Source organism: Variovorax sp. dw_954 (assembly GCF_018449755.1).
In the GTDB taxonomy this organism is placed as follows: domain Bacteria; phylum Pseudomonadota; class Gammaproteobacteria; order Burkholderiales; family Burkholderiaceae_C; genus Variovorax.
In genome coordinates, this window is sequence record NZ_JAAVVD010000004.1 from 35,631 (window position 1) to 59,724 (window position 24,094).

The 24,094-nt window shown below is 63.9% G+C and carries 25 protein-coding genes and 1 pseudogene; 15 read left to right on the forward strand and 11 right to left on the reverse strand.

The window, feature by feature from the left end; translation table 11 throughout:
* Positions 1 to 9 precede the first annotated feature (9 nt).
* Together HB681_RS08450 and pyrE are read right to left on the reverse strand one after the other, a co-directional pair.
* Positions 10 to 609 carry a DUF4124 domain-containing protein gene (locus HB681_RS08450; RefSeq protein ID WP_345944646.1) on the reverse strand — a complete coding sequence of 200 codons (600 nt, stop codon included), beginning with the start codon at positions 607 to 609 and terminating at the stop codon, positions 10 to 12.
* 88 nt (positions 610 to 697) lie between these two features.
* Positions 698 to 1,375 carry an orotate phosphoribosyltransferase gene (pyrE, locus tag HB681_RS08455; RefSeq protein ID WP_213954359.1) on the reverse strand — a complete coding sequence of 226 codons (678 nt, stop codon included), beginning with the start codon at positions 1,373 to 1,375 and terminating at the stop codon, positions 698 to 700.
* A 16-nt stretch (positions 1,376 to 1,391) separates the two neighbouring features.
* On the opposite strand from pyrE, the gene HB681_RS08460 reads away from it, so the two are divergent.
* A complete protein-coding gene (locus tag HB681_RS08460) occupies positions 1,392 to 2,195 on the forward strand; it encodes an exodeoxyribonuclease III (RefSeq protein ID WP_213954360.1) in 804 nt (267 codons plus the stop codon).
* 68 nt (positions 2,196 to 2,263) lie between these two features.
* On the opposite strand, the gene HB681_RS08465 is transcribed toward HB681_RS08460, so the two are convergent.
* The 6 genes and pseudogenes from HB681_RS08465 to dcm all read right to left on the reverse strand — a co-directional run bounded on the left by HB681_RS08465 (position 2,264) and on the right by dcm (position 9,896).
* Positions 2,264 to 3,775 carry an amidohydrolase family protein gene (locus HB681_RS08465; RefSeq protein WP_213954361.1) on the reverse strand — a complete coding sequence of 504 codons (1,512 nt, stop codon included), beginning with the start codon at positions 3,773 to 3,775 and terminating at the stop codon, positions 2,264 to 2,266.
* A gap of 4 nt (positions 3,776 to 3,779) precedes the next feature.
* A complete protein-coding gene (locus HB681_RS08470) occupies positions 3,780 to 4,688 on the reverse strand; it encodes a cysteine hydrolase (RefSeq protein ID WP_213954362.1) in 909 nt (302 codons plus the stop codon).
* 596 nt (positions 4,689 to 5,284) lie between these two features.
* Positions 5,285 to 6,369 (reverse strand): annotated as a pseudogene (locus HB681_RS08475) (IS630 family transposase).
* A gap of 548 nt (positions 6,370 to 6,917) precedes the next feature.
* Positions 6,918 to 7,958, reverse strand: a complete 1,041-nt coding sequence (locus HB681_RS08480) for a DUF262 domain-containing protein (RefSeq protein WP_213954363.1) — start codon at positions 7,956 to 7,958, stop codon at positions 6,918 to 6,920.
* 66 nt (positions 7,959 to 8,024) lie between these two features.
* Positions 8,025 to 8,885 carry an FRG domain-containing protein gene (locus tag HB681_RS08485; RefSeq protein ID WP_213954364.1) on the reverse strand — a complete coding sequence of 287 codons (861 nt, stop codon included), beginning with the start codon at positions 8,883 to 8,885 and terminating at the stop codon, positions 8,025 to 8,027.
* Positions 8,886 to 8,897: 12 nt separating this feature from the next.
* Entirely contained in the window at positions 8,898 to 9,896 is a 999-nt protein-coding gene (dcm, locus tag HB681_RS08490) for a DNA (cytosine-5-)-methyltransferase (RefSeq protein ID WP_213954365.1), read from the reverse strand.
* 294 nt (positions 9,897 to 10,190) lie between these two features.
* Here dcm and HB681_RS08495 point away from each other — a divergent pair, with 294 nt between their 5' ends.
* The 5 genes from HB681_RS08495 (at position 10,191) to HB681_RS08515 (ending at position 13,462) form a co-directional block, all read left to right on the forward strand.
* Entirely contained in the window at positions 10,191 to 10,661 is a 471-nt protein-coding gene (locus HB681_RS08495; protein ID WP_213954366.1) for a very short patch repair endonuclease, read from the forward strand.
* A 194-nt stretch (positions 10,662 to 10,855) separates the two neighbouring features.
* Positions 10,856 to 12,097, forward strand: coding sequence for an MFS transporter (locus HB681_RS08500; protein ID WP_213954367.1), 1,242 nt, complete (start codon positions 10,856 to 10,858; stop codon positions 12,095 to 12,097).
* Positions 12,094 to 12,246 carry a hypothetical protein gene (locus tag HB681_RS08505; RefSeq protein ID WP_213954368.1) on the forward strand — a complete coding sequence of 51 codons (153 nt, stop codon included), beginning with the start codon at positions 12,094 to 12,096 and terminating at the stop codon, positions 12,244 to 12,246. The genes HB681_RS08500 and HB681_RS08505 overlap by 4 nt, the downstream gene beginning before the upstream one ends.
* Positions 12,247 to 12,259: 13 nt before the next feature.
* Entirely contained in the window at positions 12,260 to 12,511 is a 252-nt protein-coding gene (locus HB681_RS08510) for a DUF2917 domain-containing protein (RefSeq protein WP_213954369.1), read from the forward strand.
* Positions 12,512 to 12,550: 39 nt separating this feature from the next.
* The gene (locus HB681_RS08515; protein WP_213954370.1) at positions 12,551 to 13,462 is read left to right on the forward strand and encodes a LysR substrate-binding domain-containing protein; all 912 of its coding nucleotides are present in this window, start codon (positions 12,551 to 12,553) and stop codon (positions 13,460 to 13,462) included.
* A 50-nt stretch (positions 13,463 to 13,512) separates the two neighbouring features.
* Here HB681_RS08515 and HB681_RS08520 read toward each other — a convergent pair whose 3' ends face one another.
* Positions 13,513 to 14,421 carry a nucleotidyl transferase AbiEii/AbiGii toxin family protein gene (locus HB681_RS08520; RefSeq protein WP_213954371.1) on the reverse strand — a complete coding sequence of 303 codons (909 nt, stop codon included), beginning with the start codon at positions 14,419 to 14,421 and terminating at the stop codon, positions 13,513 to 13,515.
* Positions 14,418 to 15,017: a type IV toxin-antitoxin system AbiEi family antitoxin domain-containing protein gene (locus HB681_RS08525; protein ID WP_213954372.1), complete on the reverse strand. Its 600-nt coding sequence runs from the start codon at positions 15,015 to 15,017 to the stop codon at positions 14,418 to 14,420. Before HB681_RS08525 ends, HB681_RS08520 begins: the two co-directional genes overlap by 4 nt.
* 339 nt (positions 15,018 to 15,356) lie before the next feature.
* Here HB681_RS08525 and HB681_RS08530 point away from each other — a divergent pair, with 339 nt between their 5' ends.
* From HB681_RS08530 to dmpG, 9 genes are all read left to right on the forward strand, one after another.
* Positions 15,357 to 15,674: a hypothetical protein gene (locus HB681_RS08530; RefSeq protein ID WP_213954373.1), complete on the forward strand. Its 318-nt coding sequence runs from the start codon at positions 15,357 to 15,359 to the stop codon at positions 15,672 to 15,674.
* Between the two features lie 31 nt (positions 15,675 to 15,705).
* Positions 15,706 to 16,023: a hypothetical protein gene (locus tag HB681_RS08535; RefSeq protein ID WP_213954374.1), complete on the forward strand. Its 318-nt coding sequence runs from the start codon at positions 15,706 to 15,708 to the stop codon at positions 16,021 to 16,023.
* A 120-nt stretch (positions 16,024 to 16,143) separates the two neighbouring features.
* Positions 16,144 to 17,193, forward strand: coding sequence for a DctP family TRAP transporter solute-binding subunit (locus tag HB681_RS08540; protein WP_213954651.1), 1,050 nt, complete (start codon positions 16,144 to 16,146; stop codon positions 17,191 to 17,193).
* 89 nt (positions 17,194 to 17,282) lie between these two features.
* Positions 17,283 to 17,810, forward strand: coding sequence for a PPC domain-containing DNA-binding protein (locus HB681_RS08545; protein WP_213954375.1), 528 nt, complete (start codon positions 17,283 to 17,285; stop codon positions 17,808 to 17,810).
* Between the two features lie 44 nt (positions 17,811 to 17,854).
* Positions 17,855 to 19,756 (forward strand): TRAP transporter large permease subunit, encoded by a 1,902-nt coding sequence (locus HB681_RS08550; protein ID WP_213954376.1) that lies wholly within the window; start codon positions 17,855 to 17,857, stop codon positions 19,754 to 19,756.
* A 28-nt stretch (positions 19,757 to 19,784) separates the two neighbouring features.
* Positions 19,785 to 20,102 carry a YciI family protein gene (locus HB681_RS08555; RefSeq protein ID WP_213954377.1) on the forward strand — a complete coding sequence of 106 codons (318 nt, stop codon included), beginning with the start codon at positions 19,785 to 19,787 and terminating at the stop codon, positions 20,100 to 20,102.
* A gap of 17 nt (positions 20,103 to 20,119) precedes the next feature.
* Positions 20,120 to 20,911, forward strand: coding sequence for a fumarylacetoacetate hydrolase family protein (locus tag HB681_RS08560; RefSeq protein ID WP_213954378.1), 792 nt, complete (start codon positions 20,120 to 20,122; stop codon positions 20,909 to 20,911).
* A 99-nt stretch (positions 20,912 to 21,010) separates the two neighbouring features.
* Positions 21,011 to 21,973 (forward strand): acetaldehyde dehydrogenase (acetylating), encoded by a 963-nt coding sequence (locus HB681_RS08565; protein ID WP_213954379.1) that lies wholly within the window; start codon positions 21,011 to 21,013, stop codon positions 21,971 to 21,973.
* Positions 21,970 to 23,031, forward strand: coding sequence for a 4-hydroxy-2-oxovalerate aldolase (gene dmpG / locus HB681_RS08570; protein WP_213954380.1), 1,062 nt, complete (start codon positions 21,970 to 21,972; stop codon positions 23,029 to 23,031). Before HB681_RS08565 ends, dmpG begins: the two co-directional genes overlap by 4 nt.
* Positions 23,032 to 23,182: 151 nt before the next feature.
* Here the strand turns inward: dmpG and HB681_RS08575 are convergent, their stop codons facing one another.
* Positions 23,183 to 24,085, reverse strand: a complete 903-nt coding sequence (locus tag HB681_RS08575) for a LysR substrate-binding domain-containing protein (protein ID WP_213954381.1) — start codon at positions 24,083 to 24,085, stop codon at positions 23,183 to 23,185.
* Positions 24,086 to 24,094 lie beyond the last annotated feature (9 nt).

The following is a 24,094-nucleotide window of genomic DNA, read 5'->3' on the forward strand; positions in this document are numbered from 1 at the left end:
GGGCGCGTTCTACTTGCGGATGACTTCTGGTGCCCAGAGCTGCTTCAAGCGGACGCGCTCGTCATCGAAACGCTGGTTGACGCGTTTCTTCTCGTCTTCCTGCTCGCCGATGAAGCGGCTCTGCACCGCGATGCTCTGGTTGCTCTCCTCGACCTGCCGCCGCAACGAGGGCGGCGCCTTGTTGAGGTCGTTGCGGTAGAACTCCAGTTCGGCGTCGAGCTTCTTTCGTTCTTCGCCAAGTTCGCCCTGCCGCTTGCGTGCAGACTGGATCACCGCGTCGATCTGGCCGATGGCTTCGGTGCGGTCGCGCTCGTGGGCGGCGTCATTGGGATAGCGCATGAGCAGCGCGCGCTCGCGCCGGCGTTCCTCGATCTGCCTGGAGGCCGCGATCTGGGCTTGGCGCGCGCGCTCGTCGCGCTCGGCCTGTTCCCTGGCCGTGTAGCTGGGCTCGACGCGGCGGCGCACGGTGCCGCTGGAGTTCAGCTCGCGCTGCTCGCGGTCGAGGCAATCGGGAATGGGACGATCGGAGGTGATGGTGCGGCCAGAGGCATCGACGCAACTGAAGATGCCCGCGGGGTTGGCCTGCTGCTGCGCCGGTTGCGCTTGCACGGCGGACGCGGCGAGCCCGAGGGCCAGTGGCAATCCTGCAAGAACAAAGGCAAGGCGCACAGCATCGACCCTTTTGATGCGACCCTCCTCAGACAGCGCCGTAGCGTGCCCGGTAGGCCAACACTCCCTCGCGATGGGTGTCCAGCGAGTTGTCCGGACGGCCCGAGAGGTAATGTAACAAGTCGCCGAGCGTTGCGATGGCCATGACCTGCAGGCCAAGCTGGTTCCGGACATATTGCACAGCGCTGTGGTCCACGTCGACGCCGTTCTCGGTCGCCTTCTCCTGCCGGTCGAGCGCGATGGCCACGGCATGCGGCGTGGCACCGGCGGCTTCGATGATGGCGATGGATTCGCGCACCGCGGTGCCGGCCGACATCACGTCGTCGACGATCAACACGCGGCCCTTGAGCGGCGCGCCGACCAGGCTGCCGCCTTCGCCATGGGCCTTTGCTTCCTTGCGGTTGTAGGCGAAGGGCACGTTGCGGCCGCGCCGCGCCAACTCGGCCGCGACCGTGGCGCCGAGCGGGATGCCCTTATAGGCGGGGCCGAAGATCATGTCGAACTCGAGGCCGCTTTCGAGCAGCCGCTCTGCATAGAATTCGGCCAGCCGCGCCAGCTTGAGGCCGTCGTCGAACAGGCCCGCGTTGAAGAAATAAGGGCTGATCCGGCCCGACTTGATCTTGAACTCGCCGAAGCGCAGCACGCCTGAATCGAGCGCGAACTGCACAAAGCGCTGGGCCAGATCTTCTCCACCCTTTTCTGCCATATCGGGAATCCCTTTCGTGTTCAAACTGACCAGCCTCAACCTCAACGGCTTGCGTTCCGCCGCCACCAAGGGCGTCGCCGACTGGGTCGCCGAACTGGCGCCGGATTGTATTTGCATGCAGGAGATCCGCGTCCAGGCGAGCGACATCGAGGGGCGCTTCGAGGAGATGGCGGGGCTGAAGGGCCACTTTCACTTCGCCGGGAAGAAGGGCTACGCCGGCACCGCGATCTACACGAAACATGCGCCAAGCGATGTGGTGGTCGGCTGGGGCGACAGGGAGTTCGATGCCGAGGGGCGCTATCTGGAGCTGCGCTTCGACACGCCGCAGCGCAAGTTCTCGGTGATCAGTTGCTACTTTCCGAGTGGGTCGTCGGGCGAGGAGCGGCAGGCCGCGAAGTTCCGGTTCCTGAAGGGGTTCTTCCCGCACCTGATCGAGTTGAAGAAGACGCGCGAGTTCGTGCTGTGCGGGGACATCAACATCGCGCACCAGCAGGCCGACCTGAAGAACTGGCGGGGCAACCAGAAGAACAGCGGCTTCCTGCCGGAGGAACGTGCGTGGATGACGCGGCTGCTGGATGCGGGCGCGGAAGGCGCGGGGCTGGTGGATGTGTACCGGTTGCTGAAGCCGGACACCACCGAGGAGTGCTACACGTGGTGGAGCAACCGTGGACAGGCGTATGCGAAGAACGTGGGGTGGCGGCTGGACTATCACCTGGCGACGCCGGAAATCGCCGCGCTGGCGCGCCATGAGGCGATCTACAAGACGATCAAGTTCAGCGACCATGCGCCGATCACGGTGGATTACGAGTTCACGTTGTGACGAATCGTCGTCACCAGCGCGTTCTCCGGCGTGCTCGATTGGCCTGACTGGCGGCGACCGGCAAGCCGTCAGGTGCAGCAGTCGCCCATCCCGTCGCGATAGAACGGCGCAAGGTCTTCTCCTAGCGCGCGCACGGTGTCGAGCCAGGCCGGGTGCCTGGCGTCCGCCGCGAGAGCGGCGCGGGCGCTCGCAATCAATTCCGCGCGCAGCGCCGGCTCGTCGATGCCTTGCACGCGACCGGCCTCCACCACCGTCCTGCCGCCGACGATCACCTTCGCGATGTGCGTGCCGTTGGCGCGCGCGAGCAGCAGGTCGAGCGGGTCGACGTCGGGGAACAGCATGTCGTCGTCGAGCTTGTCCCAGTCGAGCACGACGATGTCGGCGGGTGCGCCGGGAGTCAGGCGGCCGGTGGCGATTGCGCCTGACCCACTGACGCTGCGCACGCCGTTGCAGGCTGCGAAGCGCCACAGCTGCTCGCGCGTCATCGTCCGCTCGAAGCCCCAGCCGCGGTGCAGCTGGTAGGCGATGCGCATCTCGCGCAAAGCGTCGTCGTCTTCGTCGAAGCCGGTGCTGTCCAGGCCCATGGCTACGCGGCAGCCTTGGCGGAGCATCTCGGGCACTGGTGCGATGCCGGACTTCAGGTAGAGGTTGGAGCTGGTGTTGACCGCGATCGTCACGCCGCGCTCGGCCAGCAACGCGAGTTCGTCAGGGCGCGCCATGGCGCAGTGCGCGAGCGTGAGGCGGGGGCTGAGCAGGCCGATGTCATCGAGGAAGCGGACCATGCCCTGCGGATGGTGCTTGTCGGCCCAGACGCGCTGGTACGGGGTTTCGAGGCAGTGCATGTGGATCGGGCGACCGGTGTCGGCCGAGGCGCGCGCGATCGCTTCGAGCAAGGGTGTGCTGCACCAGTGCACTGCCGCCGGGCCGTATTGGGCGGTGACGTGGTCGGTGTAGCCACCCTCCTCCAGCATCCGGGCCACCTCGTCGACCTGTTCGAGGTACTGTGCGGGAGGGATGGTCTTGACGGAAAGGCGGCCTGCGACCGCGTCGCGGATGCCGGGTCGCAGCGCCTGGAGGACGGACGCGTTGTCGGCATAGGCGATGCCGTTGCGTTCGCGGATGGAGACGGCGAAGCCGATGCGCACGCCGACGTCCTTTGCTGCGCGTGCAACGTGCCTGGCCTCCTCGACGTAGGGCATGCCGCCCTGCACGCCGGTGTAGTGGACCATGAGGTTGGCCACGCCGTGCCGCACCGAGCGGGCGAACGATGTGGCGGCGCAGATGTACGGGTCGAGCCCGGGCACCGTGCCGAGGAAGGGGAGCCAGCTTTCGAGCGGCTTGTCGAAAGCGCCGAGGGTGGCGCTGCGGAAGGTGCGGCCGTGGTCGTGGGCGTTGGACAGCGCCGGCAGTGCGAGTTGGCGTGGGCCGGGGGCCTTGGCGCCGATGGGCGCGATCGAGGCGATGCGGCCATCGGCGCCGATGGCGATGCGCATGTCGGCCTGCGCCGCTTGCGCTCCCGGGTCCTGCAGCAGCCAGGCGCAGTCGATTTGTTGCGCTGTCGTTGTCGTGGCGGTCGTCATCGGTTCAACGGGCCTTTGCGGTTCGGGTGCCGAGTGCGGCGATCAGCGATTCTGCGGTCGCCACGAAGCCATGCAGTTGCTGCACGATGAAATGGATGCCGCGCGTGACGTAGGCCGGCGACGGCGTGCTGCACGCATCCTTCAGCAGCACGCAGTCGTAGCCGAGGAAGGCCGCGTCCTGCAGCGTGGAGAACACGCAGCGGTCGGTGTTGATGCCGGCGAACATCAACGTGGTGACGCCTTGCTGGCGCAGCAGCGTGTCGAACTCGTTGTCCCAGAAGCCGCTGAGACGGTGCTTGTTCACCGTGATGTCGGTGGGCGCGACGGCCAGTTCGTCGATGACCTGCGCGCCCCACGATCCCTGGACCAGCGAGGGACCGTGGTCGATGGGGGAATGTTCGGCATAGCCGACCCCGTCGGCGCTGCGCTTGCCCTTGAACTGGATGGTCGGGCTCAGGTTGCGCTTGTCGGCGCGGATGCCCCAGTTGCACCACACGACCGCGCCGCCGGCCTTGCGCCATGCTGGCAACAGTTGCGCCAGTGTCGGGATGGGCTTGCGGCAGGGCTTGATGTCGATGCCCTTCTGCGCGAACCAGCCCTGGGGGTGGCAGAAATCGTTCTGCATGTCGATGACGACGAGGGCGGTGCGGGCGAGGTCGAATTCGATGGATTGCGGCAGCGCGGGAAGAGGCACCGGCCGGGGCCGCTTCGGTGCGCGCACGAGGCTGACGGTGTCTCCTTCGAGGGTCCATGCGTTGTGGGCTGCGGGGCCGCAGCGCGCGGGAGCCTTGGCCTTGCGTGCTGGCGCGTCGGTGGCTTTTTTCGCGCGAATCTCGCTGGCGGCCCTGGCCAGGGGCGCGGCGCCGATCGGGGTCTTGGAAGCGGTACGGAGTGCGGCGGTCTTGGGTGTCATGCCCGCAAGCATGCACTGCGCGTGCCAGCAGGCATTGCGCATCGGCTTGCGGACTCGCCGGACCGCGTCGGGAAGTCAATCCCTGCTGTTGCACCGCCGACACTCGTCATGGCTGGACCGCGATCCCCGGCGCCGCAGCCGGTGCGGTCGGGCACCCACCAGCGCCTGCATGGCCATCGTGCCGGACTGCTCCGCCAGCTTGGCAACAGCCTCCACGCCGAGCCCGCCGTAGCGGACGCTGCCTTGCACTAAAGGCGGCTGGCCGTCGGACAAATGGTCGCTGTGCGCGCAACGGGCGCGGGCCAGGACGCGCGCAAGCAATCGCAATAACGCATGCACTGATGGCGCCAGTCGAAGGCATCGACGCAGGCACGGTGCGCGTGCCGGGTCAGACCGCAGGGTGCCATCGGCTGGCCTGCCGACCGCCAGATGGTGACCAATCGCCTCGCTCGCCTGCCGCTGCGGTTCCTGCCACAGGCCGGGCGACCCGGGGGTCGCAGGGACGCACTGACGCCTGTAGCCATGCAGGTCAGCGGCACTCGCGTGCGGCTGGGCAGGCTTGCGGTCCCGGACCCATGACACTGGGCACGGAGGTGCTAGTGCAGTGTTCCATTCTGTTTGGAACTTAAGCGGCGATTTGCACGGATGACCTTCTGTAGGATGTCGCGAGCGCTCGTGGTCCAGATGAATGGCTTGGGGTTGGTGTTGTGATGTGCGACGTACTCATCAATGGCGGCGACGAGTTCGGGCACGCTGGTGAACACGCCCCGGCGCAGCCGCTCGGTGGTGATGTCGCGGAAGAACCGCTCGACCATGTTCAGCCACGACGCCGAGGTGGGCGTGAAGTGCATGTTGAAGCGCGGATGCTTGGCCAGCCACGCCTGCACGGCCGGATGCTTGTGCGTGGCGTAGTGGTCGGCGATCAGGTGCAGCGTCTTGTTCTTGGGCGTCTCGCAATCGATTTGGCGCAGGAACTTCAGCCATTCGATGTGCGTGTGATGCTGCTGGCACTGTCCGATGACCTGGCCGTCCAGCACGTTGAGCGCGGCAAACAAGGTGGTGGTGCCGTTGCGCTTGTAGTCGTGCGTCATGGTGGCCGCACGCCCCTTCTTAAGACGCAGCCCCGGCTGTGTGCGGTCCACCGCCTGCACCTGGCTCTTCTCGTCGCAGCACAGCACCAGGGCATGCTCGGGCGGCGACATGTACAGCCCCACGATGTCTTCGAGCTTCTGCACGAGCTGCGGATCACGCGACACCTTGAAGCCGCGCACGATATGCGGCTTCAATCCGTGGGCGTGCCAGTGGCGCATGACGGTGCTGGCACTCACCCCCAGCTCGGCAGCCATCTTGCGCGTGCTCCCGTGTGTGGCCGCCGCAGGCGTGCTCTGGGTCGTCAACTCCACCAACCGCGCCGCGTCCACCTTCACCGGCGGCGCGCCGCGCGGCAAGTACGCTCGATGCCGCTCAGGCGCGCCTGCACAAAGCGCTCACGCCAACGTGCGACCTGAACGCGTCCGATGTCCAACTGTTCGGCGATCTCCTTGTTCTGCGCCCTATCTGCGGCCAGCAGAACGATGCGCGCGCGTTGCGCCAGCCTCACGCTGGTGAGCTTGGAGCGAACCAGCCCCGTCAGGTCGGCGCGCTCCTCATCGCTCAACACTACTTCGGGGGCAACTCGCATGGGCTCTCTCCAACCGGGGGTGGCAGTAGAGCATGGGAGATGCCTGATTCATATAGGTTCCTTCAAGAATGGAACACTTCACTAGTCTCCGGGTCGCTGCAATGGCGCCACGCTGGCCGGCAGCATGTGAGGGTCGACCCGTCATCCGACCCGCTCGGGCATGTACGCGACGCGGTCCCCGAAGGCTATGCGCAGGGGCTTGGCGGCGGGTCGCTCAGTCCCCACTAGGGCAGCAACCTGCAACTCGACGTGCAGGCGCGCGTGGTAGATGGCTGTTCGCTCGACTCACGGACGCCGCACTCTGCGCGCACGACGTGGAGGTTCTGTTCCTCGTTCCCATGACGCGCGAGTGCGGTTCGTCGCGTGAATGCTTCGCTCTGGCGATCGCCATCCAAGGGATGAATTACCGATTAATTTCTAGAGCTTTTGGACACGACCTCGACGGGCATAAAAGAGTCTTAGAAAGAAAGCTCTCAAGAATTAATTACCGACGACTCACACTTCGGCAACATCGAAAGGGCATTTTACGCCACAAAGATCTCCGATTGTCAACGGCGCCCGGGCCGCCTGAATTCTGCGAACCTCTTTCTGAAAATTTTATATCTAGTTTCCAAACTTGATTGATCATTGGTTGTCCGAGCGGCGGTGTAGTACGCATTTAGTTCTCGGCTACCAGCGTCAGGATCGGCTCGCTGCACTCGCACATTCTCCAAAAGTGCAGCCGAGAACTCAAGAATGAAATCCCTCAATTCATTAATCCACCTAGGCTCTTCCCTTGCAATCCAATAGTAAATTGGAATTTCTCCTTGACGCGCGAGCATCCTATCGTTCTCCTCAAATTCACCGCTCAATCGCTCGAGGACAACATATGCCTTGTCACGAGCCGCGTAGTATGGATTGCTAGGTAGCTCGTCAACATTATCTTGGGCGTCAAACCAAGTTGCAGCCTGCTTTGCAAAGTCATCCAGGTTTTTTGCTTTTGAATCAGCAAAGCCATCTTTGAATTCAAACAACAGGATTTTTGCGATTAAGTTGTGCTCCTGCATTCGCTTTGTAGTAAAGCGAATTTTCTTAACAAAAAAAGGATGCAGACTTAGCTCTCTAGTGATGACAGGGATCGGCCCCCCCATCGCGTTTCTCCGCTCTGCCCCGGTTGTAGCCTCCCCCATGTTTAGTCTAACAAAAAGCTCCTCAAGCTTGTGCTCCGTCTCCGCTGCCACATCCATTACCGTTGGCAAATATTTATCCACCTTATCGGCAATAGCGGGATATCGTGAAACCAGATCGCTGTACTTCATTCCTCCAAGCTTGATGGACGGATCGTCATCCAAAACACAAGTCGGATTCAACGGCAACTGATCGGCAAAAAACTCGAATATTGCCCCCATTCTTTGCTTTCCATCAATAATCGCATATGCGCTCTTTTTTTGATTCAGCCCTTGCGCTACTCCAACAGAAAAATTGGCAATGTAAAATTTGGGGATGTCAAAATCATTGATGATTGAATCGATCAAATGACTTTTTTTCCATTTGCTCCATATATCGGCCCGTCGTTGATAGGTGGGACTCATGTCGATGCGCTTGTTCAAGTATTGCTCATACCACCAACGTAGTCCGCGAGGCTCGTGCGAAGTCACTTTTAACATCATTAAACCCTAAAGCCGCGCAAGCGTTTTTATTTCCATCGCAAGACCATGCATATCCGGATAGGAAACTGAATCCGTGTAGCCGAGATGGAGAAGCAATTTGAGCAACGCTCCAATTTTCTCCTTCGGAATAATAAATTTAATCAAAGATTCGCTTGCGTGCTTGAATTTCCGAAATTGCTCTTCCATCGACCCGGTTTCCCTGCCAAAAATCGTAAACACCCCACGCTGAGCGAACATCCGCGCGTTATTTGCGATCCCCACGCAGCAAGCGCACTGTTCGTTCAAGGTCGTCATTGCAGTAGGCTCCAACCTGTCGCCGACAAAGAGTTTTCGCGGGCCATAGCCCTTTACAGCGTCTCTTGATGAAAGTGCGCCCGCATCGCCGTGAGAACTGTGCTCCAAAGCAATGGCGTTCCATTTGACCGGATTAAGGACCCAAACAGCGGCATCGTGGGAATAGCCAGCAGGAGAATTGTCGGGGTGAGCGGATGTCAGCGCGAAATATAATGCGATAAACGGATTATTACTCCAGTCAAGCAATCGGGTTGGCACACTATAATGCTGCATATAAAAGAGAGCCCGCAGGTCATTGTCATCGCCATGAACGGCCAGTTCGGACGGCATCAAAACCCCTTGCCGGCGAAAGTCCTCCAACATCTTCGCCTCAATTGTAATTAGCTCCTCAATATTCCTTAGATTTGGATGTCTAAAAAGACTCGGCACAAGCGTATGAGCCACACTGCCAATCCCGCGGTACCAATGACCCTGGAATATTGAACCGGTAGCAATTGCTTTCTCGACGTGCAACTCGGTGTGCTTAGTAAACTCCGCAAGTGTGGAAATTTTGATGGTTTTTGGATCGGCCATGAAGTTTCCCCCTCAGCCGCAAATCTTTAAAAAATCCGCGATTGACGAAGCCACGGCGTGAGCCATTACTGGTGGCACTGCGTTTCCGATCTGATGGACACTGCGCGTAGCCGCAAAAGGAAAGACAAAATTATCTGGGAAAGTTTGCAGCCTCGCGCACTCTCGAACGGTAAGTCTCCGCGGTAGCTCATAGTGAAACTGAACGCGCGATTTGGCGTTAGCCCTAACCGTATAGCCGGGCGAATCTCGGGGGCTAATTTCATCGCCCTGGCCGTGACCTCTTTTAGCCACTGCGGCTCTAAAATATTGGCTTTGATTAGGCACACTTTCGTCACATATTTCCAAAAGATCAGCGATTGCCCACTCAACCGTCGGGCCATTAATCAAATGGATTTTCTTAGGCGGTTGCGGACTGCCCTTTATGTCGGAACGAACAAACACCAGTATTACTCTGTTCCTGGCTTGCGGCACTCCATAATCCGGAGCGTACAACCGCCAGACAATGCCGCGATAGCCCGCATTAGCGAAGGAACGCAAAATCCCTTTTAGATCAGCCCCTTCGTTTAGTCGCGTCAAATGTGAAACATTTTCGGCGACTACAATTTTTGGTCGCCAATGCCGAGCGTATCTTGACATCGCTTTAAACAACATGCCACGAGCACTTTTAGTGCCGCCAAGGGGCCCGCAAATTGAAAACTCTTGACACGGGAAGCCGCCGATCAGAACGTCTGCGGCAGGCATCCGCTTAACGTCGGCTCGCGACAGATCTAAGAGCTCAAACGGTGGCTTAAGATTTTTTTCGTAAGTGGCCTTGCAGTACTGATCAATATCGTAGGCCTTCAAAATCCTGAATGCGTGGCGCGTGTAACGTTGATCTCTATATTGAAATCCGCCTTCAAATCCTAAATCCAACCCTCCGCAGCCCGAAAAAAACGAAATGACGCTGGCACGTGATTTTTCATCTTCCAGTGTAGTTACGTCGTCTTCTTCAAGTGTTCGTTCTCGCCCCATCTCCACCTCTTAGATTTGTTTAAGATCACATTGTGACCGCAGTAGGTGGCCAAGCGGTGAGGAATATCGTCTCTAGGAGAGAGGATGTAAGAGCGACGTGCCTTCATTCGAAACGACTCAAGCACTACTCTGCCGCGTCGGAAGGTGCCCCGCAGATACTGCGAGCAGACCTTGTCGGGTCAGTTTCTAAAACCCCGTTGACACGGGGTCAGCGCCAAGGCGCCGTTGCCATACCCAGCATCTCTCAGCCGTCGTTGGGCACGCATCGGACATTTCCCTCAACGGAGTGACACCGTGGACAAACTCTCGAAGGAGCAGCGCTCTGCAGTCATGCGGCAAGTTCGGCGCATCAACACCGCGCCGGAACTGGTAGTACGACGAGGATTGCACCACCGCGGTCTACGATTCAACGTGGGCGACAGTAGCCTGCCTGGCTCACCAGATATGTCGTTCCCGCGATTCCGGGCGGTCGTGTTCGTCCATGGCTGTTTTTGGCACGGGCATAGGTGCCGTGACAGCCTGAGTCCGCGCTCCAATGCAGAGTTTTGGAGCGCCAAGATCACAGCGAATCAGGTGCGAGATGCCAAGAAGGAAGCACTTTTGCTTAACAGCGGTTGGCGGGTATTCACCGTGTGGGAATGCTGCTTGGTGCCGGGCGTCAGCTGTGATCAATTGCTGGACAACCTTGCCTGCGCCATCAGAAATGAAGCTGCCTTCCTTCCACCCAAGCATTCGCGAATGGCGCACGTCCCCATCGGCGAATGAAGAAGAGCGAAGACTGTGCCGCTCCACCTCGCTAACCGCAATTGCCATTCCGATATAGGCGCCGTTGAGGAAACCTGGCAGTCCAGACCCTCATGGCAGCCCTGCAAAGAAGTCGGGCCACGACCGGCCCGGCCTGGGTTCAATCGTCGATACGCGGGACGCCGACGGCGCCGCGAAATCGAAAGGAACTCCATATGCGCCACGCCAGCAAAGGCGGTCCCGGCAACATCCTCTGGGCAGTCATCTGTGGCGGCTCGATCATGGGCGCCGCGCTCGGCGCGCGCCACGTGCAGGGCCTGTTCCTCGTCCCCATGACCCTGGACCGCGGCTGGTCGCGCGAATCCTTCGGCGTGGCGATCGCGCTCCAGAACCTGGTTTGGGGCGTCGCACAACCGTTCACGGGCATGCTGGCCGACCGCTTCGGCTCGGTGCGGGTCATCGCGCTGGGGACGCTGCTGTATCTGGTCGGCCTGGTCCTGATGTCGCTCTCCGTCACGCCCACGCAACTCACGCTGAGCGCGGGCTTGCTCATCGGCGTCGCGCTGTCGTGCACGGCCTTCGGCACGGTGTACGGCGCCATCAGCCGCATCGCCGAGCCGTCCCGGCGAAGCTGGGCGCTGGGCATCACCGGCGCGGTGGGTGGACTGGGGCAGTTCGTCATGGTGCCGGTGACCCAGGGGCTCCAGCACTGGCTGGGGTGGGCCGCTGCGCTGGTGGTGCTGGGCCTGGCGATCGGCTTGCTCGGTCCGCTGGCCTTGGCCCTGGACGACAGGGCTTCGACTTCATCACCCGCATCGGCAGCGCCCGTCCGCGTGCAGTCGATCCGCGAAGCGGTGCAGGAAGCCTTGCAGCACCCGGGCTTCTGGTTGCTGAACGCGGGCTTCGTCGCCTGCGGATTCCAGCTGGCCTTCATCGGCACGCACCTGCCGGCCTACCTGCTGGGCCGGGGGCTGCGCGCGAGCGACGCGGTGGCGGGGCTGGCGATCATCGCGCTGGCCAACACGGTGGGCACCTTCGCCTGCGGCTACCTCGGGGACTTCTACCGCCGCAAGTACCTGCTGTCGGGCATCTACCTGGCGCGCTCGACAGCGATGGCGGCGTTCTTCCTGCTGCCGCTGAGTGCCGCCAGCCTCTATGTCTTCTGCGCGGTGATGGGCCTGCTCTGGCTGGGCACGGTGCCGCTGACGAGCGGGCTCATCGCGCAGGTGTTCGGCGTGCGGTACATCGCGACGCTGTTCGGCCTTGTCTTCTTCGGTCATCAGGTCGGCTCGTTCCTCGGCGTCTGGCTGGCGGCCCACGTCTTCGACGTGACGAAGTCCTATGACCTGATCTGGGTCGGCTCGATCGCACTCGGCTTGCTGGCCGCGGCGCTGCATTGGCCCATCGACGATCGGCAAGTGGCGCGTGGCGTCGTTCCCGCAGGGGTGATGGCATGAAGACCTCGACGACAACAACGAGACGCGGGCTGGCGCTCGGCGGCGCGGCCGTGCTGGCCGCCGTTGTCATTGCATGCATCGCGCTGCGCCTGTGGCTCGAACCATCGCGCGCCGTTGCGCTCGTGGAACTCGTTTCGTTCTGCCGATGAGGAGGCACGCACCATGAAACCGAACGACCTTCCGCACGACGTTCTCACCGTCGTCTACCGGCAGCCGCGCAGGATCGAACCGCTCCGCGAAACCGTGTGCGTGATCTGCCAGTCGGGCACGGCATGGATCACGATCGAGGGGCAACGCGATGACGTGATCCTGGTCGCTGGCGACTTCCATTGCGTGCAGCCCGGCCAGAAGGCGCTGCTGGCCGGCATGCCGGAGTGCCGCGTGGTGATCGATGCGGGAGGCCGCATGCAATGAGGCGTGCGGGGCCGGCTATCGCTGGCTAGACTGCCACGCATGTCCGTTCCGCTCGTCCGGCTTTCCTCGCTCGACCTGATCCGGGGCTTTGTCGCAGTCGGCCGTCGCATGAGCATCACGCAGGCGGCGGACGACCTGTGCCTGACGCAATCGGCGGTGAGCCGGCAGGTGCGCGCGCTCGAAGAACAACTCGGCGTCACGCTGCTGGAGCGCAAGAGCCGCGGCGTGCAGTTCACTGCGGCGGGTGAGCGCCTGTTCCGCAGCGCCGACGGTGCGGTGCAGCAGTTGCAGGACGTGCTCGGCGAGATCCGGCGCGACAGCGCGCAGCAGCAGGCCGTGACCATCTCCGCCAGCATCGGCATCTCGGGCCTCTGGCTGCTGCCGCGGCTGGGCCGCTTGCAGCAGGCGCATCCCGGCATCGAGGTGCGCCTGTCCGCGACCAACGAGGTGGTCGACATGACGCTCGGCCAGGTCGACCTCGCGTTGCGCTACTGCCCGCGCAGCGTGGCGCCGGCGGGCGCCGTCTGGCTGTTCGGCGAGCGGGTGGTGCCGGTGGCGCATCCGTCGCTGGGCCTCCGGTCGTTGCAAGGGCCGGATGCGCTGCGCCAGGTGCACTTGCTCGAGTTCGACGACTCGCGCCCATGGCTGCAATGGCGGCCCTGGCTGCGCGAGCGGGGATGGCAACAGGCCAGGCCGCGCGGGGTGCTCCGCTTCAACCAGTACGACCAGGTCATTCACGCGGCGCTCGCCGGCCAGGGGATTGCGCTGGCCAGGTTCGAACTGGTGCGGCCATTGATCGACAACGGCCAACTCATCGCCGTGGCCGCGCCGCCCGACAAGGCGGAGACGCCGATTGCCTATTGGCTGATCCGCGCCGAAGCCAAGCCGCGCGAACAGGTGCAGCGGGTGGCCGCGTGGATCGAGGCGGAAGCGGCGGCGGTGCGGGGTTGACGGGGCGCGGTTGACGGGGCGCGTGGCCTGGGCACGCAAGCTTGCGCTGCTCAGTCCGTCCAGGTCGCGAGCAATGGAATCCATTCCTGGGCGCCCTTGTCCGCCTTCTTGGCGGCCGCCTCTGTTGGGAGCCAGAGCAATCGGCCGAGCAGATTGACTACGTCGCCCAGCGAACCCGAGGTCAAGCGGTTCTTGGTCAGGAAGGCCAGCCATTGGCGCTCTTTGACGGGGTCATCACTGAACACCGTTGTCAGCGCAAGCGGCTTCGTTGTCGGCAATGCCGTCGAGCGCCGCGCAAAGGTTGCCGCGATGGCGTCACTCAACGTGGCGAGGTCCAATTCCGTGCGCCGGGCGATCACCGCCAGATCGTAGAAGTCCTTCAGGCGCGTGTTGGCCTGCCCCAGCATCACCATGGCCTGGTACTTCTCGGCAATGACGGTGTAGACCGGATAGGCGCGGAGCACTGGCGCGTCGAAACCGTCCAGCAATGTCGGGAACGCAACCGCTTGCGCCGCAGGCGTCACGGCGTCGCCGAAGCCTACGTCGATTTGCAATCCACAGCGCGCCGAACCAAGCCTCGCCTGCAAGGTGATGCGCATGCCGCCGTAGGCGTTGTCTTCGCGAATGACCTGGGCGCGCACCGAACGGGGATCGAAAACGATTCCGTCATCCTCGACCATCGCCGCGAGATCGCGGAAGACGGCGGTGAGGCTCTCGGCGTCGGCGGGACCAAAGCCAAGCAGGTCCGCATCGCGGGTCGGGCGATGCGGTTCGTCGTACCAGAGCGCAAACAGCAGCGCTCCCTTGAGAAGGAACCGATTCGCATGCGCGGAGGTGCTGATGCGGAACAACAGGCGTTCCAGCGCGAACCGGTTCAACAGCAGGTTGTAGTCGTCCCCCCGCTCCTTCGCCAGCGTCAGCAGGCGCGCCAGGATGGACACAGGCAGGCCTTTGCTCATGCGACGATGGCCTCGAGGTAAGGCTGCATGACTCTTTCGACCCGATTGATCTTGGCGAAGTGCGCAATCCCGGTCATGTCGACCTTGCGTTCACGCCATGCGTCCTTCAGTGCTTCCATTGCCACGTCGAGCCCGATCTTGTTGCGAAACTTGAAGCAGTCCGTCACCGTCTTGGCGGCGCTGTAGACGCGAATCGGCGCGCCATGCTCCAACACGGTCAGGACGCCCTCCGTGTAGGCGTCCCCTCGCAGGCGCGCGATGCGCAGTGACGGATAGCCCAGCGCCGGTGCTTGCGTCCCTTCGGGCAGCGCGATCCAGACCTGATGAGGCGCCTGCGTGCCGATCTCGTGAAACTGCAGTGCGGACAGCAGGCAAACCACGGCTTTCGGCACGCGCGCACAAACTTCCATGAGCGTCTGGTGCTCGGTGATTTCGACATCCAGCAGGCTGTAGACGCCGCGGGCAACGCGTTGCAATTTGCCGGCCTGATGCAGGCTGATCAACTGCTGGGGTGACCAACCGTGCTCCCGAACGTCGGCGGCGCGCAGCATGCGCCGACGCTTGGCAAGCTCAAGAATCTGGTCTGCGTCTGTCATTTGGTGTATTTTAGTATCCGCATTACTTTTTCTCAAATAATGCGTATTTCAAGATGCGCATTGACCCGAAGCCACGGTCCCCTGCCCTGCCGTGCGCAAGGGCAGATGTGGCCGCTATCACGCAACAGCGGGGAGCCGACGGCCCTGTCGAGCACCCGCCCAAGTCCATTGGTGTTTTCCCACCATCCCTTGGCACTCGCGGAATGGCTGATATCTCCGTTTGACGCTTCCTCGCGCGGCGCGCTGTTTCTAAGCTTGGCTTGTCAATTTCGAATAGGTCGAAGTTGCAGCGGCAAGGCCCGATTCGCCAGCCGCCATCAACATGAATGAGGACATCCAATGCCGTTGTTTCTGAATGAAGTCTGGTTGGGCGACATGACGCCCTCGGTCATGGCGGAAGCCGTCGAGTTTTTCGGCAACCTGAGCGTCGGCTCCAAGCCCGACAACCTGCCCAACGATCTGCGGATGGTGGCGGGCCCGTGGCTCTCGGCTGAGGAGACCAAGGTGATGTTCGTCTTCGAGATCAACGACCCGTCGGACATGTTCGACGCCTATGCGGAGCGGGTCGTCAGCGGTCTTTTTTCGCATCGCAAGCTCACGCTGCTTTCCAGCTGGGAAGGCATGAAAGCCTATTCCGACCGCGTCAACGCGATCTAGTTCTTTCCCCCGAATTCCAAGGAGAAATTCAATGCCGGTTTTTTTCAATGAAGTGTGGCTGAAGGACATGAGTCCGCCGGTCATGAAGGGCGTGACCGATTTCCTCGGCAAGCTGCGCGAAGGCGTCAAGCCGCACAACCTGCCGGAGGACCTCAAGCTCCTCGCAGGCCCCTGGCTTTCCAACGAAGAGGCCAAGGTCTATTTCGTCTTCGAGATCGACGACCCGACGAAGACCTATGAAGCGTTCGCGGAACGCGTGGCGGAAGGCCTCTTCCTGCGCCGCAAGCTGACGCTGGTGCAGAACTGGGCCGGCGCCCGCTCCTTCGCGGCGCACCTGGCCCGCAAGTAGACAGCCTGCCGGTCCTTGCCGATGCGCAGCCGACAACCCCGATAACGAACCGACAGAGACAACACCGTGACCCAGACAAATACCAACCCAGCGCCCTTCACCGCACCTGCCTCGGACACGGTGGCACACGGAGGCCCGACCTCTCATGCGAGGCGCCAGTCGTTCCGGCAGTTCGCCGCGCTCGGCGCCGCGGCGCTCGCGCCCTCGCTGCTGCTGAAACCGTCCACGGCCAACGCCGCAGGCGCAGAGTTCTCGTACAAGCTCGGCATCGCCCTGGCCCCGTCGCACCCGACGACGGCCGGATTGCAGGAGGCCTGCGCCACGATCCTGCGCGAGTCCAAGGGGCGGCTCTCGATCGAGGTGTTCCCGAACAGCCAGTTGGGCAGCGACACCGACATGATTTCCCAGGTCCGCTCGGGCGCCATCGATTTCGTGAGCACGGCCGGCCTCATCTGGGGCACGCTGATCCCCGGCGCTTCGATCAGCGGCGTGGGCTTTGCCTTCCCCGACTACGACACCGTCTTCAAGGCCATGGATGGCGAGTTGGGCGCGCAAATCCGGTCGGGTTTCGCCAAGGCCGGCCTGCTGCCCCAGGCCCGGATCTGGGACCACGGCTTCCGCCAGGTGACCAGCAGCGGCCGGCAGATCAAGACGCCGCAGGACCTCGCCGGGTTCAAGCTGCGCGTGCCCCTCAGCCCGGCGCTCACGTCCCTGTTCAAGGCGTTCGGCGCCGCCCCCGCGGGCATCAACATGGCGGAGGTCTACACCGCGCTGCAGACCAAGATCGTCGACGGCCAGGAGAACCCGCTGACCATCGTCGACACGGCCAAGCTGTACGAAGTGCAGAAGTTCTGCTCGCTGACCTCGCATGTGTGGGATGGCTTCTGGCTGGTCGCCAACCTGCGCAAGTGGAACGCGCTGCCGGAAGACCTGCGCCAGCTGGCGTCCACCACCTTCGACGCGCAGGCCCTGCGCCAGCGCCAGGCGATCCGGGCGCTCAACGTGCGGCTGGGCGATGAGCTTAAGAGCAAGGGCATGACCTTCAACACGCCGGACCTCGCGCCCTTCCGCGAAGAACTGAAGAAGTCGGGTTTCTATGCCGACTGGAAGAAGAAGTTCGGCCCCGAAGCCTGGGCCACGCTCGAGAAGTACGCGGGCAACCTGTCCTGATCCAACTTCAGCAAGCCGTTCGTTGACGTGGTGCCTCCGGCACCCCGTCGGCGGGTGCCTGCGCCATCCCACAGAAACGAGACATGCACATGAAACCGATCCGACTCCTCGGCCTCGCCGCAGCCCTGGCTGCGCTGGTGGCCACCGCCCTCCCTGCACGCGAAGCACAGGCCCAGGACCTCAAGGGCAAGTACGTCAGGACGCCGACGGGCTACCTGATGGTCCTGCGCAACGGCGACGACGTCATCGCGAACCTCGAGCGGCTGGCCGTGGTGGAGCGGATACCGAGCGCCAGCTTCGTCGGCATCGGCTTCATGCGCGAAGCGACGTTCGGCTTCTACGACTTCAGCCGCAAGGCCTTCGATCCCAAGACCTTCAACAACGTGGAGGTTGCCAACCTCACCGGCACCATCGCGTGGAAAGAGGGCAAGCCTTCCATCCACGCGCACGGCCTGGTCACCGACGGCAGCTTCATGGCCAGCGGCGGGCATCTGCTCGGCCTGACGGTCGGTACCGGCTCCTCGGAGATCACCGTGCTGCTGCACCCGGAGAAGTACGAGCGCTTCGTCGATCCCGCCATCGGCGCGAACGTTCTCGGCCTGCCGGGGCACCAATGAACACCGCGGCCATCGTCCGGTCCACGTTACATCCAGGAGGCTCCATGCACAGCCAACCGCAGGCCATCGTTGCGCCCATCCCGGAGCTCCCGGGCCAGGACGCTTCCACCGCGTCGAGTCCGGCGTGGCTCGCCCGGTGCGAGAAGTTCCTCGGCCATCTCACCGAGATCCCGGCGGCGCTGCTCGTGCTGGCGGAGATCTGCGTGCTGTTCGCCGGCGTCACGAGTCGCTACCTGTTCCACACGCCCATCATCTGGGCCGACGAGCTGGCCTCCCTGCTGTTCCTGTGGCTGGCCATGTTCGGCGCCGCCGTCGCGTTCCGGCGCGGCAGCCACATGCGGATGACGGCCTTCGTGGACAAGGCCTCGCCAGGCACCCGGTCCCGCCTGGACCTGTTCGCGGTGGTGGCGGCGCTGGCCTATCTGGTGCTGATCGCGCATCCGGCCTACGAGTTCGCGGTGGACGAGATGATGGTGACCCTGCCGGCGATGGACATCTCGAACGTCTGGCGTGCGGCGGCCATCCCGGTCGGCGTCGTGCTGATCATGGCGATGGCCTTGCTGCGGCTGGCCAGCTTTGCCAACCGCAAGCAGGCGGCGCTGGTGGTCCTGGCCGTTGCCGTGCTGGTCGGCGCGTTCCTGGCCGTGCAGCCGATGCTGGCGAGCCTGGGCAACCTGAACCTGCTGATCTTCTTCGTGGGTGTCGTCGGCTTGCTGGTGTTCTCCGGCGTGCCGATCGCGTTCGCATTCGGGTTGGCGACGCTGGGCTACATCGGCCTGACGACCTCGACGCCGGTCGGCGTGGTGATCGGGCGCATGGACGAGGGAATGTCCCACCTGATCCTGCTGTCGGTCCCGATGTTCGTGTTCCTGGGCCTGCTGATCGAGATGACCGCCATGGCCAAGGCGATGGTCGACTTCCTGGCCAGCCTGCTGGGGCACATCAAGGGCGGCCTGTCATACGTGCTGATCGCCGCGATGTATCTGGTGTCGGGCATCTCGGGATCGAAGGCCGCCGACATGGCCGCGGTCGCCCCCGTGCTGTTTCCGGAGATGAAGCGCAGGGGCGCCAAGGAGGGCGACATGGTGGCCCTGCTGTCCGCCTCCGGCGCGCAGACCGAGACCATTCCGCCCAGCCTGGTGCTGATCACCATCGGCTCGGTCACCGGCATCTCGATCGCGGACTTGTTCACCGGCGGCCTGGTCCCCGGCGTCGTGCTCGCGATCATGCTCAGCGCCGTGGTGTGGTGGCGCTACCGGTCGGGCTCGCACGCGGTCGATCGCAAGGCGGCATGGCGCGTCATCGGCAAGACGCTGGTCATCGCCGCCCCGGCGCTGGCATTGCCTTTCGTGATCCGGGCCGCGGTCATCGAGGGCGTGGCGACGGCGACCGAGGTGTCGACCATCGGCATCGTCTACTCGGTGATCGTGGGCTTGGTCATCTATCGCAAGTTCGACTGGCGCCGGGTCGGTCCGGCGCTGGTGGAGACGGCTTCGTTGTCGGGCGCCATCCTGCTCATCATCGGCGCGGCGACCGGCATGGCATGGGCGCTGACGCAGTCCGGGTTCTCGCGGCAACTGGCGGAAGTCATGACGCACCTGCCGGGCGGCGCCGCGGGCTTCCTCGCGGTCTCGATCGTCGCCTTCATCGTGCTCGGCAGCGTGCTCGAAGGGATTCCGGCGATCGTGCTGTTCGGGCCGCTGCTGTTCCCCATCGCCAAGCAGTTGGGCATCCACGAAGTGCAGTACGCGATGGTGGTGGTGCTGTCGATGGGCATCGGCCTCTTTGCACCGCCCTTCGGCGTGGGCTACTACGCGGCTTGCGCGATCAGCCGCGTGAGTCCCAGCGAAGGCATCAAGCCGATCGCCGGCTACATGCTCGCGCTGCTCGCCGGAACCATCCTGATCGCCGTCTTCCCGTGGTTCTCCATCGGCTTCCTCGGCTGATCGCTCTTCTCCATTTCAAAGGACTCCCATGAAGTTTTCCTGCTGGATCACCTACGCCCCGGATGCGGCAACGGTGGCCGAACTGCGGCCCCGACACCGCGCCTATCTCGCCAGCCTGCTGGCCCAGGGTGAGCTCGTGCTGGCCGGCCCATTCGCCGACGGCAGCGGTGCCCTGTTCGTCTACGAGGCAGCGGACGAAGCCGCCGCCATGCACCTGATCGGCCAGGACCCCTTCTTCACCGGCGGCGTGTTCGCGCAGGTGCTGGTCAAGCCCTGGACCGCCGTGTTCTGCAACCCCTCTGCCTTGCAGCCAGCGCTCGCCTCGGCAGCGCTGGCCTCCTCCTGAAAAGAAAGCGATAGCACATGACCACCATGCCTCCGTCGATCGCCGACATCGCCACCCGCCTCCGGGTCGCGGCCCAGACCGGCATTGCCATACCGCCCATCCGCGATGAACTGAAAGACGGTGGCGCCGATGCGGCCTACCAGATCCAGGAAGCCAACACCCTGTTCCACCTGGGCCAGGGTCGGCGGCTGGTCGGGCGCAAGATCGGACTCACGTCCAAGTCCGTGCAGTTGCAGTTGGGCGTCGACGCGCCCGACTTCGGCATGCTGTTCGCGGACATGGAACTGGATGCCGGCGAGGAAGTGGCCCTCGGCCGCGTGATGCAGCCGAAGGTGGAAGCCGAGGTGGCCATCGTCCTGAAGCGCGACCTCTCGGACGAAGGGCTGACGCTGTCCCGGCTGATGTCCGCCGTGGCCTACGTGCTGCCTGCCGTCGAGATCGTCGGCAGCCGCATCCAGAACTGGGACATCCGCCTGCTCGACACGATCGCGGACAACGCGTCATCCGGCCTCTATGCGCTCGGAACCGAGCCGCGCAAGCTCGACCAGGTCGACCTGCGGCTGTGCGGCATGGTCATGGAGCGGCGCGGCGATGTGGTCTCGGTCGGCGCCGGCGCCGCGTGCCTGGGCCATCCGCTGAACGCCGCGCTGTGGCTCGCCAGGAAGATGGTCGAAGTCGGAAGGCCGCTCAAGGAAGGCGACGTGATCATGAGCGGGGCGTTGGGGCCGATGGTCGCGGTGGCGCCGGGCGACTCGGTGGTCACCACCATCGGTGGTCTTGGCAGCGTCACCACCCAGTTCGCCGCCTGAACGCGTGGCTTGAACTCGCCACTGAATTCGCTGCCTGCATTCGCCGCCTGAAGCCACGCCAGCTTCACGCCCCAATCATTCATTTGTTAGGAACCAACCATGCCTCCACACAAGCTCAAGGTCGCGATCATCGGCCCGGGCAACATCGGCACCGACCTGATGATCAAGGTCATGCGCAACAGCCAGCACCTCGAGATGGGTGCGATGGTCGGCGTCGACCCCAAGTCCGATGGCCTCGCGCGGGCCGAGCGCCTCGGCATCGCGACGACGGCCGAAGGCATCGAGGGCCTGCTGCGCCTCGATGTCTTCGAGGACATCGACATCGTGTTCGATGCCACCTCCGCGAGCGCCCACAAGCACCACAACGCGCTGCTGCAGGCGCACGGCGTGCAGGTGATCGACCTCACGCCGGCGGCCATCGGCCCGTATGTGATCCCGGCCATCAACCTCGAGGCCGAGAACGCGAGCAACATGAACATGGTCACCTGCGGAGGCCAGGCGACCATCCCGATGGTGGCGGCCGTCTCGCGCGTGGCGAAGGTGCACTACGCGGAGATCGTGGCATCGATCTCCAGCAAGAGCGCGGGGCCTGGCACGCGGGCCAACATCGACGAGTTCACCGAGACGACGAAGGCGGCCATCGAGAAGCTCGGCGGGGCCGAACGCGGCAAGGCGATCATCGTGCTGAACCCGGCGGAGCCGCCGCTGATCATGCGGGACTCGGTGTTCGTGCTGTCCGAGCTGGCCGACCAGGCGCTGGTGGAAGCCAGCATCGAGAAGATGGTGGCGGCCGTGAAGGCCTACGTGCCGGGCTACCGGCTGAAGCAGCGCGTGCAGTTCGACGTCATCGCGCCCGAGCATCCGTTGAACGTGCCCAGGCTCGGGCCGCGCCACGGCCTCAAGACCTCGGTCTACCTGGAGGTCGAGGGCGCCGCGCACTACCTGCCGTCGTATGCCGGCAACCTCGACATCATGACCTCGGCCGCGCTGGCCTGCGGCGACATGATGGCCCAACGACGCATCGCCAGCGGCATCGCCCGCGGCCTGAAGGAGACAACATGAATCCCGGCAAGAAGCTCTACATCAGCGACGTGACGCTGCGCGACGGCAGCCACGCGATCCGCCACCAGTACAGCATCGCGCACGTCAAGGCGATCTCGGCGGCGCTCGATGCCGCCGGCGTCGACAGCATCGAGGTCGCGCATGGCGACGGGCTCGAAGGCTCCAGCTTCAACTACGGCTTCGGTGCCCACACGGATGTGGAATGGATCGCGGCGGTGGCCGAGACGGTCAAGACGGCGAAGGTGGCGACGCTGCTGCTGCCGGGCATCGGCACCACGCACGACCTGCGCAATGCCTACGACGCCGGCGCGCGCATCGTGCGCGTGGCCACGCACTGCACCGAGGCGGACGTCTCGCGCCAGCACCTGGAATACGCACGCGAACTCGGCATGGACCCGGTGGGCTTCCTGATGATGAGCCACATGACCACGCCGAAGAAGCTGGCCGAGCAGGCGCTGCTGATGGAAAGCTACGGGGCGACCTGCGTGTACGTGGTCGATTCCGGCGGCGCGCTGGGCATGGGCGACGTGCGGGACCGCTTCCGCGCCTTCAAGGAAGTACTCAAGCCCTCGACGCAGACCGGCATCCATGCCCATCACAACCTGAGCCTCGGCGTGGCGAACTCCATCGTGGCGGTCGAGGAAGGCTGCGACCGCATCGATGCAAGCCTGGCCGGCATGGGCGCGGGTGCCGGCAACGCGCCGCTGGAAGTGTTCATCGCCGCGGCCGAGCGCCAGGGCTGGCATCACGGAACGGACCTCTACCGGCTGATGGACGCGGCGGACGACCTGGTGCGGCCGCTGCAGGATCGCCCGGTGCGGGTCGACCGCGAGACCCTGGCGCTCGGTTATGCGGGCGTGTACTCGAGCTTCCTGCGCCACGCGGAGGCGGCCGCCAAGAAGTACCGGCTGAAGACGGTGGACATCCTGGTTGAGTTGGGCGCACGCAAGATGGTGGGCGGGCAGGAGGACATGATCGTGGACGTCGCGCTGGACCTGCTCAAGCGCTCGGCGCATGCGCACGACCATGCACAGCCGGAGATGAGCGAAGCGGCGTGAAATCAACCCACCCCCGAATGCGCCGGCGGCGCCTCCCCCTCAACGGGGCGCACCCGGCGGCTCGGCAAAGCGGGTTCCACGGGTGCCCACGAACATGCTTCGCTGCGCTTGCACCGGCTCCATGCGGCGCGGGTGGCGCGCTTCGCCGGCGTCAGTCCTGTTTCAGCTCCCGGCCGATTTCGCGAATGAGCGAAGCCACGGCCCTGCTGGCCAGCGTCATCGGCCGGTGCACGCTGGTGGAAAGCACCAGCGTGCGCGTGAGGGCGGGCTCCACGATCTGGGACACCTGCAGGCGCTTCTGCGCCAGCTCGAAATGCACGGCTTGCCGGGTCAGGATCGTGTAGCCGGAGCCGCCGGCCACGATCTCCTTCATGGCCGTGAGGGAGTCGACTTCCACGGCCACGTGGATCGGAACCTCGAATTTCCTGGCCGTCTCGGCCAGCATCAGGCGCAGCCCGTCGGGGATGCCGGGCAGCACCAAGGGCAGGTTTGCCAGGTCGGCGAACTTGATCTGCGGTTGTGCGGTGAGCAGGTCGCCCGCCGGTGCAACCAGGTAGAGACCGGCGGTGTTCAGCGCTTCGTCGGTCCTGGCGGCATGGACTCCCTCGTAGCGGGCGAGCACGCCGACGTCGGCTCGGCCGTTGGCCAGCCACTCCTCGATGCTTCCAGAAAAGCCCTCCATCAACCTCAGCTCGACTTGCGGATAGTCCCTGAGCACCCGCTGGAACAGCGCACCGACGACGAACTGCGTGATCGAGGTCTGCATGGCCAGGCGAACGGGGCCGCTGGGCACCCCGGCATGCGCGCGGATCTCGTCCCTGAGCGCATCCGCCTCGGACAGGATGCTGCCGACGCGCGGCATGATCGCCTGCCCGAATTCCGTCAACACCAGACCGCGGCCCGTGCGATGGAAGAGCTTGGCGTCGAAGTCGCGCTCCAGCGCCGCGATCTGCTTGCTCAACGCCGACTGGGCGATGCCCCGCGCGGCGCAGACCTTGCTCAGGCTGCCCGCTTCGACCAGGTCCACCAGGAGCTGAAGCTGCTTCAGGTCCATGGAGGCCGG

Excerpts from the sequence above, each read along its gene's own strand:
- HB681_RS08505 (WP_213954368.1), top strand. The coding sequence starts at position 12,094 with ATGAAGACCTCGACGACAACAACGAGACGCGGGCTGGCGCTCGGCGGC.
- HB681_RS08535 (WP_213954374.1), top strand. The coding sequence starts at position 15,706 with ATGCCGGTTTTTTTCAATGAAGTGTGGCTGAAGGACATGAGTCCGCCG.
- HB681_RS08520 (WP_213954371.1), bottom strand. The coding sequence starts at position 14,421 with ATGAGCAAAGGCCTGCCTGTGTCCATCCTGGCGCGCCTGCTGACGCTG.
- pyrE (WP_213954359.1), bottom strand. The coding sequence starts at position 1,375 with ATGGCAGAAAAGGGTGGAGAAGATCTGGCCCAGCGCTTTGTGCAGTTC.
- HB681_RS08550 (WP_213954376.1), top strand. The coding sequence starts at position 17,855 with ATGCACAGCCAACCGCAGGCCATCGTTGCGCCCATCCCGGAGCTCCCG.
- HB681_RS08470 (WP_213954362.1), bottom strand. The coding sequence starts at position 4,688 with ATGACACCCAAGACCGCCGCACTCCGTACCGCTTCCAAGACCCCGATC.
- HB681_RS08530 (WP_213954373.1), top strand. The coding sequence starts at position 15,357 with ATGCCGTTGTTTCTGAATGAAGTCTGGTTGGGCGACATGACGCCCTCG.
- HB681_RS08555 (WP_213954377.1), top strand. The coding sequence starts at position 19,785 with ATGAAGTTTTCCTGCTGGATCACCTACGCCCCGGATGCGGCAACGGTG.
- HB681_RS08500 (WP_213954367.1), top strand. The coding sequence starts at position 10,856 with ATGCGCCACGCCAGCAAAGGCGGTCCCGGCAACATCCTCTGGGCAGTC.
- dmpG (WP_213954380.1), top strand. The coding sequence starts at position 21,970 with ATGAATCCCGGCAAGAAGCTCTACATCAGCGACGTGACGCTGCGCGAC.
- dcm (WP_213954365.1), bottom strand. The coding sequence starts at position 9,896 with ATGGGGCGAGAACGAACACTTGAAGAAGACGACGTAACTACACTGGAA.
- HB681_RS08510 (WP_213954369.1), top strand. The coding sequence starts at position 12,260 with ATGAAACCGAACGACCTTCCGCACGACGTTCTCACCGTCGTCTACCGG.
- HB681_RS08525 (WP_213954372.1), bottom strand. The coding sequence starts at position 15,017 with ATGACAGACGCAGACCAGATTCTTGAGCTTGCCAAGCGTCGGCGCATG.
- HB681_RS08545 (WP_213954375.1), top strand. The coding sequence starts at position 17,283 with ATGAAACCGATCCGACTCCTCGGCCTCGCCGCAGCCCTGGCTGCGCTG.
- HB681_RS08485 (WP_213954364.1), bottom strand. The coding sequence starts at position 8,885 with ATGGCCGATCCAAAAACCATCAAAATTTCCACACTTGCGGAGTTTACT.
- HB681_RS08575 (WP_213954381.1), bottom strand. The coding sequence starts at position 24,085 with ATGGACCTGAAGCAGCTTCAGCTCCTGGTGGACCTGGTCGAAGCGGGC.
- HB681_RS08515 (WP_213954370.1), top strand. The coding sequence starts at position 12,551 with ATGTCCGTTCCGCTCGTCCGGCTTTCCTCGCTCGACCTGATCCGGGGC.
- HB681_RS08465 (WP_213954361.1), bottom strand. The coding sequence starts at position 3,775 with ATGACGACCGCCACGACAACGACAGCGCAACAAATCGACTGCGCCTGG.
- HB681_RS08565 (WP_213954379.1), top strand. The coding sequence starts at position 21,011 with ATGCCTCCACACAAGCTCAAGGTCGCGATCATCGGCCCGGGCAACATC.
- HB681_RS08560 (WP_213954378.1), top strand. The coding sequence starts at position 20,120 with ATGACCACCATGCCTCCGTCGATCGCCGACATCGCCACCCGCCTCCGG.